The organism is Arthrobacter sp. DMZ02-1R (genome assembly GCF_057747935.1).
In genome coordinates this window covers 3,865,997-3,882,237 of the sequence record NZ_CM173230.1, presented here as the reverse complement: position 1 = coordinate 3,882,237, position 16,241 = coordinate 3,865,997, and the positions used below count along the sequence as shown (strand labels likewise).

Annotated in this window: 14 protein-coding genes and 2 riboswitches; of the genes, 11 read left to right on the top strand and 3 right to left on the bottom strand. The window is 64.1% G+C overall.

The window, feature by feature from the left end; translation table 11 throughout:
• Nucleotides 1–3: 3 nt before the first annotated feature.
• Entirely contained in the window at nucleotides 4–252 is a 249-nt protein-coding gene (gene csrA, locus AC3ANQ_RS18420; protein WP_184737915.1) for a carbon storage regulator CsrA, read from the top strand.
• A gap of 231 nt (nucleotides 253–483) precedes the next feature.
• Here the strand turns inward: csrA and AC3ANQ_RS18415 are convergent, their stop codons facing one another.
• Complete coding sequence (locus AC3ANQ_RS18415) at nucleotides 484–1,062, bottom strand: hypothetical protein (RefSeq protein WP_488302362.1); 579 nt, start codon at nucleotides 1,060–1,062, stop codon at nucleotides 484–486.
• A 224-nt stretch (nucleotides 1,063–1,286) separates the two neighbouring features.
• On the opposite strand from AC3ANQ_RS18415, the gene AC3ANQ_RS18410 reads away from it, so the two are divergent.
• The 3 genes from AC3ANQ_RS18410 (at nucleotide 1,287) to AC3ANQ_RS18400 (ending at nucleotide 2,992) form a co-directional block, all read left to right on the top strand.
• Entirely contained in the window at nucleotides 1,287–2,105 is an 819-nt protein-coding gene (locus AC3ANQ_RS18410) for a sigma-70 family RNA polymerase sigma factor (protein ID WP_488305370.1), read from the top strand.
• A 72-nt stretch (nucleotides 2,106–2,177) separates the two neighbouring features.
• Nucleotides 2,178–2,531 (top strand): ArsR/SmtB family transcription factor, encoded by a 354-nt coding sequence (locus AC3ANQ_RS18405; RefSeq protein WP_488302361.1) that lies wholly within the window; start codon nucleotides 2,178–2,180, stop codon nucleotides 2,529–2,531.
• Between the two features lie 2 nt (nucleotides 2,532–2,533).
• Nucleotides 2,534–2,992, top strand: a complete 459-nt coding sequence (locus AC3ANQ_RS18400; protein WP_488302360.1) for an SRPBCC family protein — start codon at nucleotides 2,534–2,536, stop codon at nucleotides 2,990–2,992.
• 4 nt (nucleotides 2,993–2,996) lie between these two features.
• On the opposite strand, the gene AC3ANQ_RS18395 is transcribed toward AC3ANQ_RS18400, so the two are convergent.
• Nucleotides 2,997–4,538, bottom strand: coding sequence for an MFS transporter (locus tag AC3ANQ_RS18395; RefSeq protein ID WP_488302359.1), 1,542 nt, complete (start codon nucleotides 4,536–4,538; stop codon nucleotides 2,997–2,999).
• Nucleotides 4,539–4,621: 83 nt separating this feature from the next.
• Between AC3ANQ_RS18395 and AC3ANQ_RS18390 the strand changes: the two genes are divergently transcribed.
• The 6 genes from AC3ANQ_RS18390 to AC3ANQ_RS18365 all read left to right on the top strand — a co-directional run bounded on the left by AC3ANQ_RS18390 (nucleotide 4,622) and on the right by AC3ANQ_RS18365 (nucleotide 13,522).
• Nucleotides 4,622–5,161, top strand: a complete 540-nt coding sequence (locus AC3ANQ_RS18390; RefSeq protein ID WP_488302358.1) for a TetR/AcrR family transcriptional regulator — start codon at nucleotides 4,622–4,624, stop codon at nucleotides 5,159–5,161.
• 201 nt (nucleotides 5,162–5,362) lie between these two features.
• A riboswitch (glycine riboswitch) is annotated at nucleotides 5,363–5,460 on the top strand.
• 1 nt (nucleotide 5,461) lies between these two features.
• Nucleotides 5,462–5,596: riboswitch (glycine riboswitch) on the top strand.
• 51 nt (nucleotides 5,597–5,647) lie between these two features.
• Entirely contained in the window at nucleotides 5,648–8,500 is a 2,853-nt protein-coding gene (gcvP, locus tag AC3ANQ_RS18385; protein ID WP_488302357.1) for an aminomethyl-transferring glycine dehydrogenase, read from the top strand.
• A gap of 13 nt (nucleotides 8,501–8,513) precedes the next feature.
• Nucleotides 8,514–9,662 carry a glycine cleavage system aminomethyltransferase GcvT gene (gene gcvT, locus AC3ANQ_RS18380; protein ID WP_488302356.1) on the top strand — a complete coding sequence of 383 codons (1,149 nt, stop codon included), beginning with the start codon at nucleotides 8,514–8,516 and terminating at the stop codon, nucleotides 9,660–9,662.
• Nucleotides 9,663–10,130: 468 nt separating this feature from the next.
• Complete coding sequence (gcvH, locus tag AC3ANQ_RS18375; RefSeq protein WP_268024860.1) at nucleotides 10,131–10,514, top strand: glycine cleavage system protein GcvH; 384 nt, start codon at nucleotides 10,131–10,133, stop codon at nucleotides 10,512–10,514.
• Nucleotides 10,511–11,833 carry a serine hydroxymethyltransferase gene (gene glyA / locus AC3ANQ_RS18370; RefSeq protein WP_488302355.1) on the top strand — a complete coding sequence of 441 codons (1,323 nt, stop codon included), beginning with the start codon at nucleotides 10,511–10,513 and terminating at the stop codon, nucleotides 11,831–11,833. Before gcvH ends, glyA begins: the two co-directional genes overlap by 4 nt.
• Nucleotides 11,834–12,091: 258 nt before the next feature.
• Nucleotides 12,092–13,522 (top strand): L-serine ammonia-lyase, encoded by a 1,431-nt coding sequence (locus tag AC3ANQ_RS18365; protein WP_488302354.1) that lies wholly within the window; start codon nucleotides 12,092–12,094, stop codon nucleotides 13,520–13,522.
• Nucleotides 13,523–13,577: 55 nt separating this feature from the next.
• Here the strand turns inward: AC3ANQ_RS18365 and AC3ANQ_RS18360 are convergent, their stop codons facing one another.
• Nucleotides 13,578–14,627 carry a LacI family DNA-binding transcriptional regulator gene (locus AC3ANQ_RS18360; protein ID WP_488302353.1) on the bottom strand — a complete coding sequence of 350 codons (1,050 nt, stop codon included), beginning with the start codon at nucleotides 14,625–14,627 and terminating at the stop codon, nucleotides 13,578–13,580.
• A 262-nt stretch (nucleotides 14,628–14,889) separates the two neighbouring features.
• Here AC3ANQ_RS18360 and AC3ANQ_RS18355 point away from each other — a divergent pair, with 262 nt between their 5' ends.
• Entirely contained in the window at nucleotides 14,890–16,203 is a 1,314-nt protein-coding gene (locus tag AC3ANQ_RS18355; RefSeq protein ID WP_488302352.1) for an ABC transporter substrate-binding protein, read from the top strand.
• Nucleotides 16,204–16,241 lie beyond the last annotated feature (38 nt).

Below are 16,241 nucleotides of genomic sequence, written 5' to 3'. Positions count from 1 at the left end.
AGCATGCTGGTACTGACACGCAAGCCGGGCGAACAGATCATGATTGGTGATGACATTGTCATCACCGTCATGGAGGGCCGCGGCGACGGCGTGCGGATCGGGATCGAGGCGCCCCGCGGGGTGTCCATCCAGCGTCGCGAAGTGGTTGAAGCGATCGCCGCTGCCAATCTCGCGGCAGCGAAGGCCGGTCCCGAGGCCGAGGAGCTCCTTGCCGGGCTGCGACCGCCTGCATCACGACGAAAGCCGGATTAACACAGGGCCAGTCCCGACCCTCGCTCACATATGAGCCCTAACCACCCGACCCTCGCTCACCTTTAGGGCAAAAACCACCGATCCTCCTGCATATCTTCTGCAGGAGGGGTTGCCCTTCTACTCCCAAAGGTGCAGGAGCGTCGGCTCACGTACCGCATTATCTGCAGGAGCGTCGGCCGAAAAGGTGTCAAAGGTGAGCGAGCGTCACATGGGGCGGCCACGTGTGCAGCGCTAAGCCAAGCCGAGGAATTCTTCGAGGAGTGGCAGCGAACAATCCCTCGTCACGGCCAGGGCCCGCTCGACATTGGCGTTTTCCGCCAGCAACATCACATCATCCGCGGCGTTGGCTGTGTCGGCAGTGGCCTCCGCTGCCTTTCCATCCGGGACCAAAACCTCCCCGGGCTGCCCGGCCGTAAGCCGCACGTCCCCGGCCCCGATCGGCCCCGACAGGAGTGCCTCGACGTTGGCGGCGACGGCAGACTCGACTTGTTTTAGCAGCAGCACCATGCCGTGGTGGTGCTCCTGAAGCAGTTCCGGCCAGATTCCAGGAGGCGCTACGGAGGCGATCACGGGGAGGGTTGCGTTCGCCGGCACACGCCATTCGATTGCGACTGCGGAAGACTCGATGTTCCGGGCAAGGGTGTCGAACCGAAGGCTTTCCAGAACTTTTTCCACGTCAGCGGCAGTGAATTTTAGCCAATGCCAATTGCCTGCCCGAACATGCAGCAGCTGTGTTTCGAGCCGGAACAACAGCAGTTCCAGTTGCCTCCGCTCGCGCCACAGCATCGCTGACAGCTCATCCGCCCCCACGGTTCCCCATTCCCCGGTTTGGCCTGCGGAACATGATCCCGCGGCCGGTTTTACATCTTTTTCATGAGCGTACACGCATTGTTATGTGGCAGATGGTATGTTCACTGAATACATGCCTGTTCCAGGTAATCTTCGGCCTGCCTCATCGTCTCAGCAGCTCGCCGGAGGATCCTCGGAATCAGGCTTTTGCAACTCAATAATCCGGTCTCATGGGGGGACTAATTTTGAATCGCGAGGAACGCAACGAGTTGGTGCTGCAGCATTTACCGCTCGTTGGCTACTTGGTGTCTGAGCTCTGTGCAAGAGCTTCTCATTTGTCGCGCGACGATTTCGCGTCCGTAGGGTCCGTGGCGTTGATAACGTCCGCCGATTCCTTCGATCCGAGCCTCGGAGTCCCCTTTGGCGCATTTGCGCGCCGCCGGATCGTTGGAGCGTTTGCGGACGAGATGCGGGCCAGTGACTGGGCTACCCGCTCGGCACGCAAACGCATTAAGGAGACAATGTCGGTTCAGGAAACCCTGTCCGGCGTCCTTGGGCGCACGCCTACGGTGGCGGAAACCGCGTCAGCCCTCGGTGTCGAGCGCAGCGTCGTTGAGGCTGCCCTCGCCGATGCCGCCCGGACGCTGTCGCCCTTGGACGACGTCGTCGTGGACACCGTCGCCGCGGACACTGTCTCCCCGGAACACTCAGTCCTGGCCGATGAACGCCTCAAGTACCTCCGTGCCGCCGTCGAGGCCCTGCCGGAAAAGATGCGCTACGTCGTCGAGGAGATCTACTTCGCCGGGAGGACCGTCAAGGAGCTCGCCGAAGAGCTTGGCTCCACGCACGCTGCCGTGTCCCAACAGCGGGCCGAAGGTATCCGGCTCATGCGTGATGGACTCTCTGCGCACTACTCTGACGACCCCGAGCAAGTCTTCGAGCCGCAGTCGCGGATTACTGCCCGACGCCGGCACGACTACCTCTCGACGCTCGCCACCGCGACCCTCGGCGGAATTACGCGTGGGTTCAATTCGCATGATGCTGCGTTGAACAGCGCCGTCTAGTTTGGGCGCCGTCTAACTTCGCCGGGGTCCCGGCCTCTTGACTTTGAAAGACTTAAGCGAATACTTAAGCATGTGCTTAACAATCAAGGCGCCGCGGATCTCGATTCCGTTTTCCATGCCCTTGCCGACCCCACTCGCAGGGCCATCGTGGCCCGGCTGTGCGAGGGCCCGGCGTCGGTCTCGGAATTGGCGAAGCCCTTCGCCATGAGCCTCCCGGCGATTGTCCAGCACCTCCAGGTCCTGGAACACAGCGGGCTGGTGCGCAGCGAGAAGATCGGCCGGGTCCGCAGCTGCAGCATCGTCCCCGGAACGGTCCGCGAGGCGGAGGCCTGGCTCGGGCTTCGCCGGACATCGGCCGAGCGCCGGCTGGACCGCCTGGAGAGTTTCCTCAATCAAAACCACCCCGCCAAACCAATACAGGAGTAGCCATGAGCACCCCGATTACGCATGCAAGCTTCACCCTCGAACGCAAACTCAATGCCCCGGTGTCGCGTGTCTGGTCAGCATTTTCGGACTACGGCAACAAGAAGAAATGGTTCGTCGGCCCGGAAGAGTGGACGCAGGGCGAATCCAGCCTCGACTTCCGCGAAGGTGGCACCGAGACGGATACAGGCGGCCCTGAAGGTGGCTTCGTCTCGAGCATGAAGGCGGTCTATCACGACATCGTCGAGAACGAGCGGATCGTCTACACCTACGAAATGTATCTCAATGGCCAGCGGACGTCCGTCTCGCTATCCACGATCGAAATGGAGCCCGACGGCGAAGGAACCCGCCTCGCCCTGACCGAGCAAGGAGCCTACTTCACCGACGAAGACCATGTGGAAGGCCGCAAAGAGGGCACCGAGGGTCTCCTCGATGCCCTCAAGGCCTTCGTCGAAGGCAACTGACGGCCTACTTCGCGGTCGGCACGCGGCGGAGTACGACGGCGGCGAGGACTGCCGCTCCCGCCATCAGTACCAGCCCAATCGCCGCGGTGATGTGGACGCCCGATTCAAAGGCGGCACGCGCCGCGGCGGTCAGGGCCCCAGCCAGTGGCTGGGGGAGTGACGCTGCGGTGTCCACCGCTCCGGCGAGCGTCTCCCGGGAGCGTTCTGCCGCATGGCCGGACAATTCAACAGGAAGAAGCAGGTGGTGCTGGTAGGACGCCGTCAGGATTGAGCCAAGGACTGCCGTGCCCAGCAATGAGCCGAGTTCGTAGCCTGTCTCGGAGATCGCCGAGGCCGCGCCGGCCTTGTCTGCAGGAACGGCGCCCAGGATGAGGTCGTTGGAGATAGTCTCCGCCGATCCAACCCCGATGGCCAGCAGCAAGAGTGCCGTCAAAAGGTACCCGGGGCCCTGGCCATGGTTGCCCAGGGCCGCCACGAGATAGCCCACGGCGCTCAACGTCAGGCCGGATGCCACCACCAGTCCCGGGCGGATCCGCTTGACCAGGGGCACCACCACCATGCCCGCCACGATGGTGGCCAGCAGTGCCGGAACCATGGCGATTCCTGCCTGCATGGGGGACCGGCCCTCCACAAGCTGCAAGTGCTGCGCGAAGAAGTAGATGAAGCCCGTCATGGAAAACAGGGACAGGACGTTGGCAATGATGGCAGTGCTGAACACCTTGTTCCCAAAAAGACGCACATCCAGCATGGGCGATGCCAAGGAGCGCTGCCTGCGGACAAAGATGATTCCCATTGCCAAGCCGAATGCCATGAAGGCTGCAGGGGCGGGGCCGAAGCCGTGCACAGCGACCTCCTTGATGCCATAGACCACCGGTGCCATGGTCAGGATGGACAGCGCGATGCTGGGAACGTCAGGCTTGCCCGGATTGCGATCCTTGGACTCGGGAATCAGGAATGGGCCGAAGGCAAGGAGGGGCAACAACAGTGGCACGGCCACCAGGAACACGGCTCCCCACCAGAAGTGTTCCACGAGCCAGCCACCGAAGATCGGCCCGAGCGCGGCACCGCCGGAGAATCCCGCGGCCCACACCGCAATGGCGAGCCGGCGGCGGTTCGGGTCCGGGAAGATGTTGCGGATCAAGGACAACGTGGACGGCATGAGCATGGCTCCGAAGATGCCCAGGCCGGCGCGTCCCGCAATGAGCCATTCGGCCGACGGGGCGAATGCGGTGGCTGCGGAAACGGCGGCGAAGCCCGTGCTGCCGATCAGGAGCAAGCGGCGGCGGCCGATCCTGTCTCCCAGGTTGCCCATGGATACCAGCAATGCCGCCAGCACCAGCGCATAGGCATCCACAATCCAGAGCAGCTGCACGCCCCCGACCTCCAGCGTCCGGGCGATTTCCGGCAGGGCAAATGTCAGCGCGGTGTTGTCTACAGCCACCAGCAGCACGGGGAACATCAAGAGCGCCAGGGCAGTCCAATCGCGCCACGGGGCGGACTGGGTGGACGGGATGCGGGGGTGCTGGGTTGTGGATGGGCTGAACATGAAGATAACTATACCGTCTGGACGGTATAGTTTCAATTTGCCGTATCGACACTGACATATCCAACTAGGGGATGATGGACACCATGCCACGAAAACCTATTGCCCGGGACGCTGTCCTGGATGCCTTTGAAGCCCTGCTGATCGAGGTGGGGGAGCGGGCTGCCACGCTCGACGCCGTCGCCAAGCGCGCAGGAGTCTCCAAGGGTGGCCTGCTCTACCATTTCCCCAACAAGGAAGCCATGATCGGCGCCCTGCTGGAACGCATGGACACACTCGCCGCAACGGATATCGAGGCGATGAAGGCGGCTCCCGAGGGCGCCTCCGCGTTCTTCATCAAGTCCTCGCTTTGGGCCGATACTCCCATGGACAGGGTGTTCGTCGCCGCCACGCGGCTCGCGGAGGTGGCGCACGAAGAAACCCGCAGGCGCTTTGCCGGGATCCAGCAACAATGGCTGGATGTGCTCGCCGAGGAAGTGGGTCCCGAGATGGCCAAGGCGGTCCGCTATATGGGCGATGGGCTCTACTTCAACGCAATGCTTGAAGGTGGTCCGGGAGCCAATGCGAGCGAGAGGAGCGCCGACGTCGGTGCGCTGCTGGCCGCCGTCGAACGCCTCCGTCACTGAGCGGTGGCCCAACTGACTCGCAGTTGTTGTCGTTTAGAGGTCGTTTAGAGGCTCCAAAACGACTACAAATGCCAGTCAGTTGGGAAAGTCGGGCGAAGTCGGTGACATCATTTGCGGACGCGAGCAGTCCATAGGACAATTGACAGTTGTGGCAGCCGTCACCGGCAACCACGATCCGATTCACACAACTGAATACGCCTTTGATCTGCGGCGGGAGAGTCCTGCAGGCAAGTGATGCAGGCGCCGTAGGAGCAAATCCTCCCCAGGAATCTCTCAGGCCCACGCACCGCCGCGGCAAGGCAACTCTGGAAAGCAGCACGCTGCCCCTGGTGTCCTAGACACTGGAACACGTTGTGCTCACCGACGGTGCAAGCGAAACAGTGCCCATAAGCACGGATTCGCGGAAACTCTCAGGTCCAATACAGAGCGGGGAGGAACCCGATTAGCTGTGGCGTACCCACGCCGCCTTAGTAATGGAGTTCCTTCGTGACGGTTAGTTCAACCTCCACCACGTTCGTTGACCGGCATATCGGCGCCCGTCGCCAAGCCGACATTGACATCATGCTCAAGTCTGTTGGTTACGACACTGTCGATTCGCTCGTGGACACCGCGGTTCCCAAAGACATCCGCCAGGACGTCGCCCTGACCCTCCAGAACGCCCTCAGTGAGGTAGAAGTTCTGGCCGAACTGCGCAAACTGGCGGCCAAGAACAAGACGGCCGTGCAGATGATCGGCCAGGGCTACTACGACACCGTCACCCCGCCGGTGATCCGCCGCAACATCCTCGAGTCCCCGGCTTGGTACACCGCCTACACCCCGTACCAGCCGGAAATTTCCCAGGGCCGCCTCGAAGCCCTGCTGAACTTCCAGACCATGGTCCAGGACCTGGTAGGCCTGCCTATCGCCAACGCCTCCCTCCTGGACGAAGCCACGGCCGTCGCCGAAGCTGTCCTCATGATGCGCCGTGCCAACAAGAACAAGGCGGCCCACGACGGCAAGACCGTCCTTGACGCCGACTGCCTCCCGCAGACCATCGCCATCGTGAAGGGCCGCGCCGAGGCGCTGGGCTTCGAAGTCGAGATCGCCGACCTGTCCCAGGGCCTGCCCGACGGCGACATCAACGGCATCGTGCTGCAGCAGCCGGGCGTTTCCGGCCGAGTGTTCGACCACTCTGCCGTGATCGCCGCCGCCAAGGAACGCGGCGCCCTCGTCACCGTCGCCGCGGACCTCCTCGCCCTCACGCTGATCACGCCTCCTGGCGAGCAGGGCGCCGATATCGCCGTCGGCTCCACCCAGCGCTTCGGCGTTCCGTTGTTCTTCGGCGGCCCGCACGCCGCCTACATGGCAGTTCAGAAGGGCCTCGAGCGCTCCATGCCTGGCCGCCTGGTAGGCGTTTCCAAGGACGACGCCGGCACCCCCGCCTACCGCCTGGCGCTGCAGACCCGCGAGCAGCACATCCGCCGCGAAAAGGCCACGTCCAACATCTGCACCGCGCAGGCACTGCTTGCCATCGTCTCCTCGATGTACGCCGTGTACCACGGCCCCGATGGCCTGAAGGCGATCGCCGAGACCGCCCACAATCACGCCCGCGCCCTCGCCGCGTCACTCAAGACCGCCGGCCTTGAGATCCTGCATGGCAGCTTCTTCGACACCGTCACTGTCCGCGTCCCGGGCAAGGCTGCCGAGATCGTTGCCGCCGCTGAGGACAAGGGCATCAACCTGCGCGGCATCGACGCTGACACCGTGGGAATCTCTGTTGACGAGACGACGACGACCGCGGTCCTCGCCGACGTCGTCGCCGCCTTCGGTGCTTCGCTCGCGGAGTCACGTGAGGGCTTCGCTCTGGAGGCCGCCGTCGAGCGTTCCTCCGATTACCTGCAGCACCCGGTGTTCAACACCCACCGTTCCGAAACCCAGCTGCTGCGCTACATCCGCAAGCTTTCGGACCGCGACCTTGCACTGGACCGCACCATGATCCCGCTGGGTTCGTGCACCATGAAGTTGAACGCCACTGCCGAGATGGAAGCCATCTCCTGGCCGGAATTCGCCTCGATCCACCCCTTCGCCCCGGATTCCCAGACCGTGGGCTGGCGGGAACTGATCGAAGATTTGGAAGCTGACCTCACGGAGATCACCGGTTACGACCAGGTCTCCATCCAGCCCAACGCCGGTTCCCAGGGCGAACTCGCGGGCCTGCTGGCCATCCGCGGCTACCACCACTCCCGCGGCGACCTCCAGCGCAACGTCTGCCTCATCCCGGCTTCCGCCCACGGCACCAACGCCGCCTCGGCAGTGCTGGCCGGCATGAAGGTCGTAGTTGTGGCCACCGCGGCCGACGGCACCATCGACCACGCGGACCTGCAGGCCAAGATCGACGCCAACAAGGACGTCCTCTCGGCCATCATGATCACCTACCCCTCCACCCACGGCGTGTACGACGCCGACGTCCGCGAAATCTGCGACTCCGTGCATGCAGCCGGCGGCCAAGTGTACGTTGACGGTGCCAACCTCAACGCGCTCGTGGGCCTGGCCCAGCCGGGCAAGTTCGGCGGCGACGTGTCCCACCTGAACCTGCACAAGACCTTCTGCATCCCGCACGGCGGCGGCGGACCGGGCGTGGGCCCGGTCGCTGCCAAGGCGCACCTTGCACCCTTCATGCCGGGCGATGCCAACAAGGCAGCGCATGAAGACGGGCACGGCGTGGCCATCTCCGCCTCGCGTTACGGCTCCGCGGGTGTGTTGCCGATTTCCTGGGCCTACGTGAAGCTCATGGGTGGCGAAGGCCTCACCGAGGCCACCAAGTCCGCGCTGCTTGCCGCGAACTACATCGCCTCCCGCCTTAACGAGTATTTCCCGGTTCTCTACACGGGCGAAGGCGGACTCGTGGCCCACGAGTGCATCCTGGACCTGCGCGAACTGACGGCCCGCACGGGTGTTACCGCCGAGGATGTCGCCAAGCGCCTCATCGACTACGGTTTCCACGCCCCGACGCTGGCGTTCCCGGTGGCGGGCACCCTCATGGTGGAGCCCACCGAGTCCGAGGACCTGGGCGAGATCGACCGCTTCATCGAAGCCATGATCACCATACGCAAGGAAATCGACCAGGTCGCGAACGGCGATTTCACAGTGGAGAACAGCCCGTTGCGCCACGCACCGCACACCGCTGCCGCCGTCGTGAGCTCCGGTTGGGATCGTGAATATCCGCGCGAGCAAGCCGTCTTCCCGGTCCACCACCTCAAGCAGGACAAGTACTTCCCGCCAGTAGGCCGCATCGACGGCGCGGCAGGCGACCGTAACCTGGTCTGCTCCTGCCCACCGATCGAAGCCTTCGAGAACTAAAGGAATCCTCACGATGACTGAGAACTACACTGCGCTCTACGAAGAGCACAAGAAGCTCGGCGCTTCCTTCACCGATTTCGGTGGCTGGCAGATGCCCCTGAAATACTCGTCCGAGCTGGCCGAGCACCACGCCGTCCGCCAGTCCGCAGGCTTGTTCGACCTCTCCCACATGGGCGAAGTCTGGGTCACCGGCCCGGACGCTGCCGCCTTCCTGGACTATGCCCTGGTCGGCAAAATTTCGGCCATGTCGGTTGGCAAGGCCAAGTACTCGCTGATCTGCCAGGAAGACGGCGGCATCATCGACGACCTCATCACGTACCGCCGTCCGTCTTCCGAAGACGGCAGCGACAAGTTCCTTGTGGTTCCGAACGCCGGCAACGCCAAGGTTGTTGCTGAGGCTCTGGCGCAGCGTGCCGCCAACTTTGACGTCGTCGTCGAGGACGCCTCGGCGGCAACCTCGCTGATCGCCGTCCAGGGCCCCAAGGCGGAAGAGATCCTCCTCCGTTTGGTCCCGGCCGAGCAGCACGCCCTCGTTACCGGGCTCAAGTACTACGCCGCCGTCGAGGTGCCCTTCACCTTTGCCGGGAACACCGTGGAACTGCTGCTCGCCCGTACTGGCTACACCGGTGAAGACGGCTTCGAAATCTTCGTGGACAACGATGCCGCTTCCGACCTGTGGCAGTCCATCGCAGCCGCTGCCGAGGACGGCGAGCTGATCCCCGCCGGCCTCGCTTCCCGTGACTCCCTCCGTCTCGAAGCCGGCATGCCGCTCTACGGCAACGAACTCTCCCGCGAAGGCAACCCTTTCTCGGCAGGACTCGGCCCGGTAGTTTCGCTGGCCAAGGAAAGCGACTTCGTGGGCCGTTCCGCCTTGGAAGCCTTGAAGGCCGAGGGCGCCGGTTCCACCAGCGGCCGCAAGCTGGTTGGTCTCAAGGGCCTGGGTCGCCGCGCCGGCCGCAGCCACTACCCGGTCCTCAAGGACGGTGGCGTCGTCGGCGAAGTCACCTCCGGCCAGCCCAGCCCCACCCTCGGCTACCCGGTAGCGCTGGCCTATGTCGACGTCGAACACGCAGAACTCGGCACGGCCCTGGACGTAGACCTGCGCGGCAAGCCTGAGCGGTTCGAAGTCGTGGCACTGCCTTTCTACAAGCGAGCTAAGTAAGTCTCGGTTGGCTCGCGATCCCGGGGTGGCTGGGAACCGCGGGACGGAAGAATCCTCCGCGTGCTCGGTCGCGAAGACGCCCGCTGAGCGGACGTGATGCTCCCTTAGACGCACGCTTCCGGATCCTCCCGGCCAGCGGCGGCTCTCAACTCACCTTGGGTTCAGTTCCAGGCCGGCGCTTTTGGCCCGCTTTCGAAAGCCAAAGGTGCTGGATGATGAGCCACCTGCCGTAGGTTGGCCCGCGAAAACTGAATCGGCCCACGGGAACCACGGGTCCAAAACTAAAACCGAAAGGGCCAGCGTTCTTTTCCGGAACTGTTGGCCCCGAAAACTGAACTAGCGGAGGGCGGGTGACGGGATTCCGGCAGCGTGCGTCTAAGCGAGGAACGAGCGAGCACGCCGAGGAATTCCGTTATCCGCCACCCAACCTGACCACAACTGTTCTTAGACCAACGCAAAGGAAAAAACATGGCAAAAGTTGCACCTGAACTGCAGTACTCCGACGAGCACGAGTGGGTTGCTCGCGAAGCCGGCAATCTCGTGTCTGTCGGTATCTCCGCCGTGGCCACTGACGCCCTCGGCGATATTGTGTACGTTGATTTGCCCGAGGTCGGTTCGGCTGTGACTGCGGGGGAGACCTGCGGCGAGGTTGAGTCCACCAAGTCCGTCTCGGACCTGTACTCCCCGGTGACGGGCGAGGTCACGGAAGTGAACTCCGCCGTCGTTGACGATCCTGCCCTGATCAACAACGATCCGTATGGTGCAGGCTGGCTCTTCAAGGTGGCCGCCGAATCCGACGGTCCGCTGCTCTCCGCGGAGGAATACGCTTCCAAGAACGGTGGCGAACTGTGAGCGCCGCGAACGGAACCGCCGTGTTCGAGCAGGTCGTTTCGCCGAGCCTGGACACGCTCTTGTCCGAGCTGGATCCGGAGATCGCGGCGAAGATCGACGACGAGCTGAACCGTCAGCGTTCGGGCCTGGAAATGATCGCGTCTGAGAACCACACTGCCGTAGCTGTCATGCAGGCGCAGGGTTCGGTGCTGACCAACAAGTATGCCGAGGGCTACCCGGGCAAGCGCTACTACGGTGGCTGCGAGCATGTGGATGTCATCGAGCAGCTCGCGATCGATCGCGTGAAGGCCCTCTTCGGTGCCGAGTACGCGAACGTGCAGCCGCACTCCGGTGCCCAGGCAAACGCTTCGGTAATGCACGCCCTCATCAAGCCGGGCGACACCATCATGGGCCTGAACCTGGCACACGGTGGGCACTTGACTCACGGCATGCGGATCAACTTCTCCGGCCGCCTGTACAACGTGATCCCGTACCAGGTCCGCGAAGAGGACCACCGGATCGACATGGCCGAGGTGGAGCGACTGGCGCTGGAGCACAAGCCGGCGCTGATCGTTGCCGGCTGGTCGGCCTATGCGCGCCAGCTTGACTTCGCCGAGTTCCGCCGGATTGCGGACCTCGTCGGCGCGTACCTCATGGTGGACATGGCGCACTTCGCCGGCCTGGTGGCCGCCGGACTGCACCCGTCTCCGGTCCCGCACGCCCACGTGACGACCTCGACGACGCACAAGACCCTGGCCGGTCCGCGCGGCGGCATCATCCTCTCCAACGACGCCGACATCGCCAAGAAGATCAACTCCGCGGTCTTCCCAGGGCAGCAGGGTGGCCCGTTGGAGCACGTGATCGCCGGTAAGGCCGTGGCCTTCAAGATTGCCGGCTCGGAAGAGTTCAAGGAACGCCAGGAGCGCGTCCTGGCCGGTGCCCGGATCCTGGCCGAACGCCTCATCCAACCCGACGTCACTGCCAAGGGGATCTCCGTGATTTCCGGCGGCACGGACGTGCACCTGGTGCTCGTGGATCTGCGCAACTGCGAACTCGACGGCCAGCAGGCTGAAGACCGCCTCGCCGCGATTGACATCACCGTCAACCGCAACGCGGTTCCGTTCGACCCGCGCCCGCCGATGGTGACGTCCGGTCTGCGGATCGGCACCCCGGCACTGGCCACGCGCGGTTTCGGCCAGGCAGCGTTCCGCGAGGTTGCGGACATCATCGCCGAGGCACTGATCGCCGACGCCGACGCCGACCTCTCCGGTCTGCGTCACCGCGTGGAGGCCCTCGCCGCCGCGCACCCGCTCTACCCGGGCGTCGCGAACCTCAGCTGAGGTTCTCCATTGGCCCGTTGGGGCCGACATCCTCCGCGTGCTCGGTCGCGTAGACGCCCGCTGAGCGGACGTTTTCGCGACCGAATGGGCCCACGCCGTCCGGGTTCCCTGACCGAGCTTGCGAGGTTAGGGGACGGCGGGGACGCACGCTTCCGGATGCCGGCCCCAAAGGGGCTCCCGGCAGGACTGTCTGCCGGGTCCGGACCCGTCGGGGCCCGACCTGCCGAAGCAGAACTAAATTAGTTAGGAACCAAGCTCATGGCTGTTGGTGTCTTTGATCTCTTCTCCATTGGATTAGGTCCTTCGAGTTCGCATACCGTGGGGCCGATGCGTGCTGCGGCCGTGTTCGCGGGCGAATTGAGGGGTTCCGGTGCGCTTGAGCGCGTGGCGTCCCTGCAGGTTGATCTGTACGGTTCGTTGGCTGCCACGGGCCGGGGCCATGGCACCATGACCGCGGTGCTGCTGGGACTGGAGGGCTACCACCCCGAGGAGATCCTCCCCGAGGAGGTGGAGGAACGGCTCGCCTCGATCGCCGAAACCGGCACACTGAGCCTTTGCGGCGCCGTCGATCCCGAATCCGGGGTGGCGCTGCTGTATGGGGAGGCGGACATGATCCTGCACCCCCTCACGGTCCTGCCACGGCACACCAACGGGATGAAGTTCTCCGTCTCCGACGCCGAAGGCGAGGTGCTGCACGAGGCCACGTTCTTCTCCGTGGGCGGCGGGTTCATCGTCCGCGAAGGCGAAGAGGACGCGGCGCAGAAGGAACTGGAGGAGTCCAAGAAGGAACTCCCGCTGCCCTTCCGCACCGCCGCGGAGCTCATGGGCCGCTGTTCCTCCAAGGGACTGGGCATTTCAGACATCATGTTCATCAACGAGCGCGCCTCCCGGACCGAGGAAGAAATCCGTGAAGGCCTGCTGCACATCTACTCTGTCATGGAGGCCTGTGTTGAAACATCCCTGAAGCGCGAAGGCGTGCTGCCCGGCGGGCTGAAGGTCCGCCGTCGGGCCCCGGACTGGCACGAGAGGCTCCTGAAAGAAACCATAGGCCAGGACCCCGACTACCGGGACCCCAAATACTGGCAGGAATGGGTGAACCTGATCGCCCTGGCCGTGAACGAGGAGAACGCTTCCGGCGGGCGCGTGGTCACCGCCCCGACGAATGGGGCTGCGGGGATCATCCCTGCTGTGCTGTACTACGCCCTGCACTTCGCCCCCGGCATGGACAAGGCCACCCAGAAGGACCGGGACGACGTGGTGGTGAAGTTCCTGCTCGCCGCAGGCGCTGTCGGGGTGCTCTACAAGGAGCAAGCCTCGATCTCCGGCGCCGAGGTCGGCTGCCAGGGCGAGGTGGGCTCGGCGTCCTCGATGGCCGCCGCGGGCCTGGCCGAGGTCATGGGCGGCTCCCCGGGACAGGTGGAGAACGCGGCCGAGATCGCGATGGAACACAACCTGGGCCTGACGTGCGATCCGATCGGTGGGCTCGTGCAGATCCCCTGCATCGAACGCAACGCGATCGCCGCGGCGAAGGCCATCAACGCTGCAAAGATGGCGCTCTGGGGCGACGGCACCCACCGGGTCTCCCTGGACGAGGTCATCGTCACCATGCGCGAAACCGGCAAGGACATGTCCTCCAAATACAAGGAAACGGCCATGGGCGGCCTCGCCGTCAATGTCGTCGAATGCTGAGGACGCCGTGGCCGGGCCAGCGCCCCTTCGAGGCCGTCGCCCCGCCCAGAGCTGTTCAGCGAGTGGTGACCGCCGAGGCCGCCTCACGCGACAGTGGAGCGGTGGTCCGGCGGACGACGAGGCGCGGGGGGATGAGAACGTGTTCTGACTCGGCGCGGCCCTCAATTCGCGAGACGAGCAGTTCCGTGGCCTGTCGGCCCATAGCCACGCCGGACTGGTCAACGGAGGTCAATCCGATTGGCGGAAGCGCCGCGGCGGGCACGTTGTCGTAGCCTGTGATCGAGATGTCCTCGGGGATCCGGATGCCGGCCTCCAAGAGGCTGGTGAGCGCTCCGAGAGCTGCGACGTCTGCGCCGCCGTGGAGGGCCGTCGGGCGCTGAGTCCTTGAGCTGATCTCGCGTCCTGCCCGTTGGCCGCCTTCCGTTCCCCAGCCGCCGGGTACGTGATCGATGAAGTCCTCAAGGCCGTGCCGGGCCATGGCCGCATCGTAGCCCTGGGCACGCACGACGTGCGGCATCCCTGGCTCGTTGTCCGGCGAGGAGTGCCAGAGGAAGGAGATTCGCTGGTGGCCAAGCGAGACAAAGTGGTCCACGATGAGTCCGCTGCCCGCCAGATCGTCACTTGCCACGGTGTCGAAGTGCTCCGCCGGACCGTGCCTTCCCAAGACTACGACGGGAATCGTGCGGGCCAGCCGGTCGAGCTCCGCGTCGGGTCCGAACGGGGCAACTAACAGGAGCCCGTCCATCCGGCGGTCCACCATGGCGTCGATGAGCCGGCGCTGAGCGTCGAGCCCTTGGTTGGCCTGCCCGATGAGCACCTGGTAGCCGCTGCGTTCGGCGACCTCACGGATGCCCTCGAGCAGGACGGCGTAGAAGGTATTCGAGAGGTCTACTAGGAACACCCCCAGCGTATAGCTGTTACCTCGCATCCCGCGGGCCGCGGCAAGGGGGCGGTACGCGAGCGCGTCCATGGAGGCTTCAACACGGGCTTTCATGGCCGGGCTCACGCCGTAGGCTCCGCGCAGAACCTTGGAAACGGCTGCCGTCGAGACGCCCGCATGACTCGCGACATCGCGGATCGTCATGCGCCGCTCGGTATCTTCCACTGGTCCTCCTTTTCGCCCCTGAGTTTGTCACGACGTCGAGCGGTCCACCCGTCCGGCACGCAGACCCCCGCTGAGTGAAATTCATCGTAACCCTTGCGTGCCGCTGTGACCTGCCTTACAGTAGTCGCGTAGAACGGTCTACAAAACTTCTACGAAGAGTCTACGCCCATCACCATTCCAGGAGGGCACCGACGCTTTTCGAAGAGTTGAAACGTTCCAAACCTACCCTTGACAATGATCAGTCCCGATCCAGGAGATACGAATGACAAGCAAGCTGAACAGGAGCTGGGCCCCTTTGGCCGCGGGCGTCGTGGCCCTCGGCCTCGGACTCTCGGGCTGTTCCGGCACCGGCGCGAGCGCCGGTGGTCCGACAACCCTCACGTTCCTCGTCAACAACTCAGACACGATGGTCTCCCAGGCCCAGGAAATTGCCAAGGAGTTCACGGCGGCCAATCCGGACATCACTGTGGATGTCCAGACCCGTCCGGAAGGCAGCGACGGCGACAACGCGATCAAGACGAAACTCGCCACCGGGGACATGGCCGACGTCTTCGAGTACAACTCTGGCTCGCTCTTCCAGCAGATCCACCCCGAACAGAACCTCGTTCCCGTAACGGGCGAGTCCTACATGTCGAACGTGTCTGACTCCTTCAAGGCCGTCGTCACCGCGAACAAGGAGGTTTACGGAGTGCCGTTGGGCGGCGGCGTCGCCGGCGCGGTGCTGTACAACAAGAAGGTCTACGAGAAGCTCGGGCTCTCGGTGCCGAAGACGTGGGCGGAGTTCATGTCCAACAGCCAGAAAATCAAGGACGCCGGGGTCACGCCCATCATCCAGACCTACAAGGACACCTGGACCTCGCAGCTCTTCGTACTCGGCGACTTCGCCAACGTCAACAAGGCCGAGCCGAACTTCGCCACCGACTACACAGCAGGGAAGATCAAGTACGCCACCGATCCTGTGGCCATCAAGGGATTCGAGCACCAGGAACAGGCCGCCAAGGCCGGGCTCTTCAACAAAAACTTCGCCTCGGCGACTTACCAGCAGGGTCTGGACATGGTGGCGAACGGCGACGGCGCGCAGTACCCGATGCTTACGTCGACGATTGCAGGCATCAAGGCGTCCTCACCTGAGAAGCTCAACGACGTAGGCGTCTTTCCCCTTCCCGGCGACGACGCGTCCAAGAATGCGCTGACCGTGTGGTTCCCCTCCGGTATCTACATCTCGAAGAGCAGCAAGCACTCCGTCGAGGCCAAGAAGTTCCAGTCGTTCATCGCGAGCAAGGCCGGCTGCGACGCCCAGACGAAGGCCGTTGGCATCACGGGCCCATACCTCGTGAAGGACTGCACCCTCCCCAGCGATGTCCCCACCGCTGTCAAGGACATGCTCCCGTACTTCACCGACCCCTCGAAGAACAGCCCGGCCCTTGAGTTCCTTTCCCCTGTCAAGGGACCTTCGCTGGAGCAGATCACAGTGGAAGTCGGCACCCAGCAGTCCACTGCCCAGAAGGCCGCTGCGGTATATGACGAGGACGTCAAGAAGCAGGCCCAGCAGCTAAACCTTCCCGGGTGGAACTGACCGAGCCAAAGAACGTGCTCCGGGGCGGCGTCGACCGC

What these genes read in the sequence shown, in the direction of transcription:
- csrA (WP_184737915.1), top strand. Translation starts at nt 4, where the DNA reads ATGCTGGTACTGACACGCAAGCCGGGCGAACAGATCATGATTGGTGAT.
- AC3ANQ_RS18395 (WP_488302359.1), bottom strand. Translation starts at nt 4,538, where the DNA reads ATGTTCAGCCCATCCACAACCCAGCACCCCCGCATCCCGTCCACCCAG.
- AC3ANQ_RS18400 (WP_488302360.1), top strand. Translation starts at nt 2,534, where the DNA reads ATGAGCACCCCGATTACGCATGCAAGCTTCACCCTCGAACGCAAACTC.
- gcvH (WP_268024860.1), top strand. Translation starts at nt 10,131, where the DNA reads ATGGCAAAAGTTGCACCTGAACTGCAGTACTCCGACGAGCACGAGTGG.
- gcvT (WP_488302356.1), top strand. Translation starts at nt 8,514, where the DNA reads ATGACTGAGAACTACACTGCGCTCTACGAAGAGCACAAGAAGCTCGGC.
- AC3ANQ_RS18355 (WP_488302352.1), top strand. Translation starts at nt 14,890, where the DNA reads ATGACAAGCAAGCTGAACAGGAGCTGGGCCCCTTTGGCCGCGGGCGTC.
- AC3ANQ_RS18390 (WP_488302358.1), top strand. Translation starts at nt 4,622, where the DNA reads ATGCCACGAAAACCTATTGCCCGGGACGCTGTCCTGGATGCCTTTGAA.
- AC3ANQ_RS18365 (WP_488302354.1), top strand. Translation starts at nt 12,092, where the DNA reads ATGGCTGTTGGTGTCTTTGATCTCTTCTCCATTGGATTAGGTCCTTCG.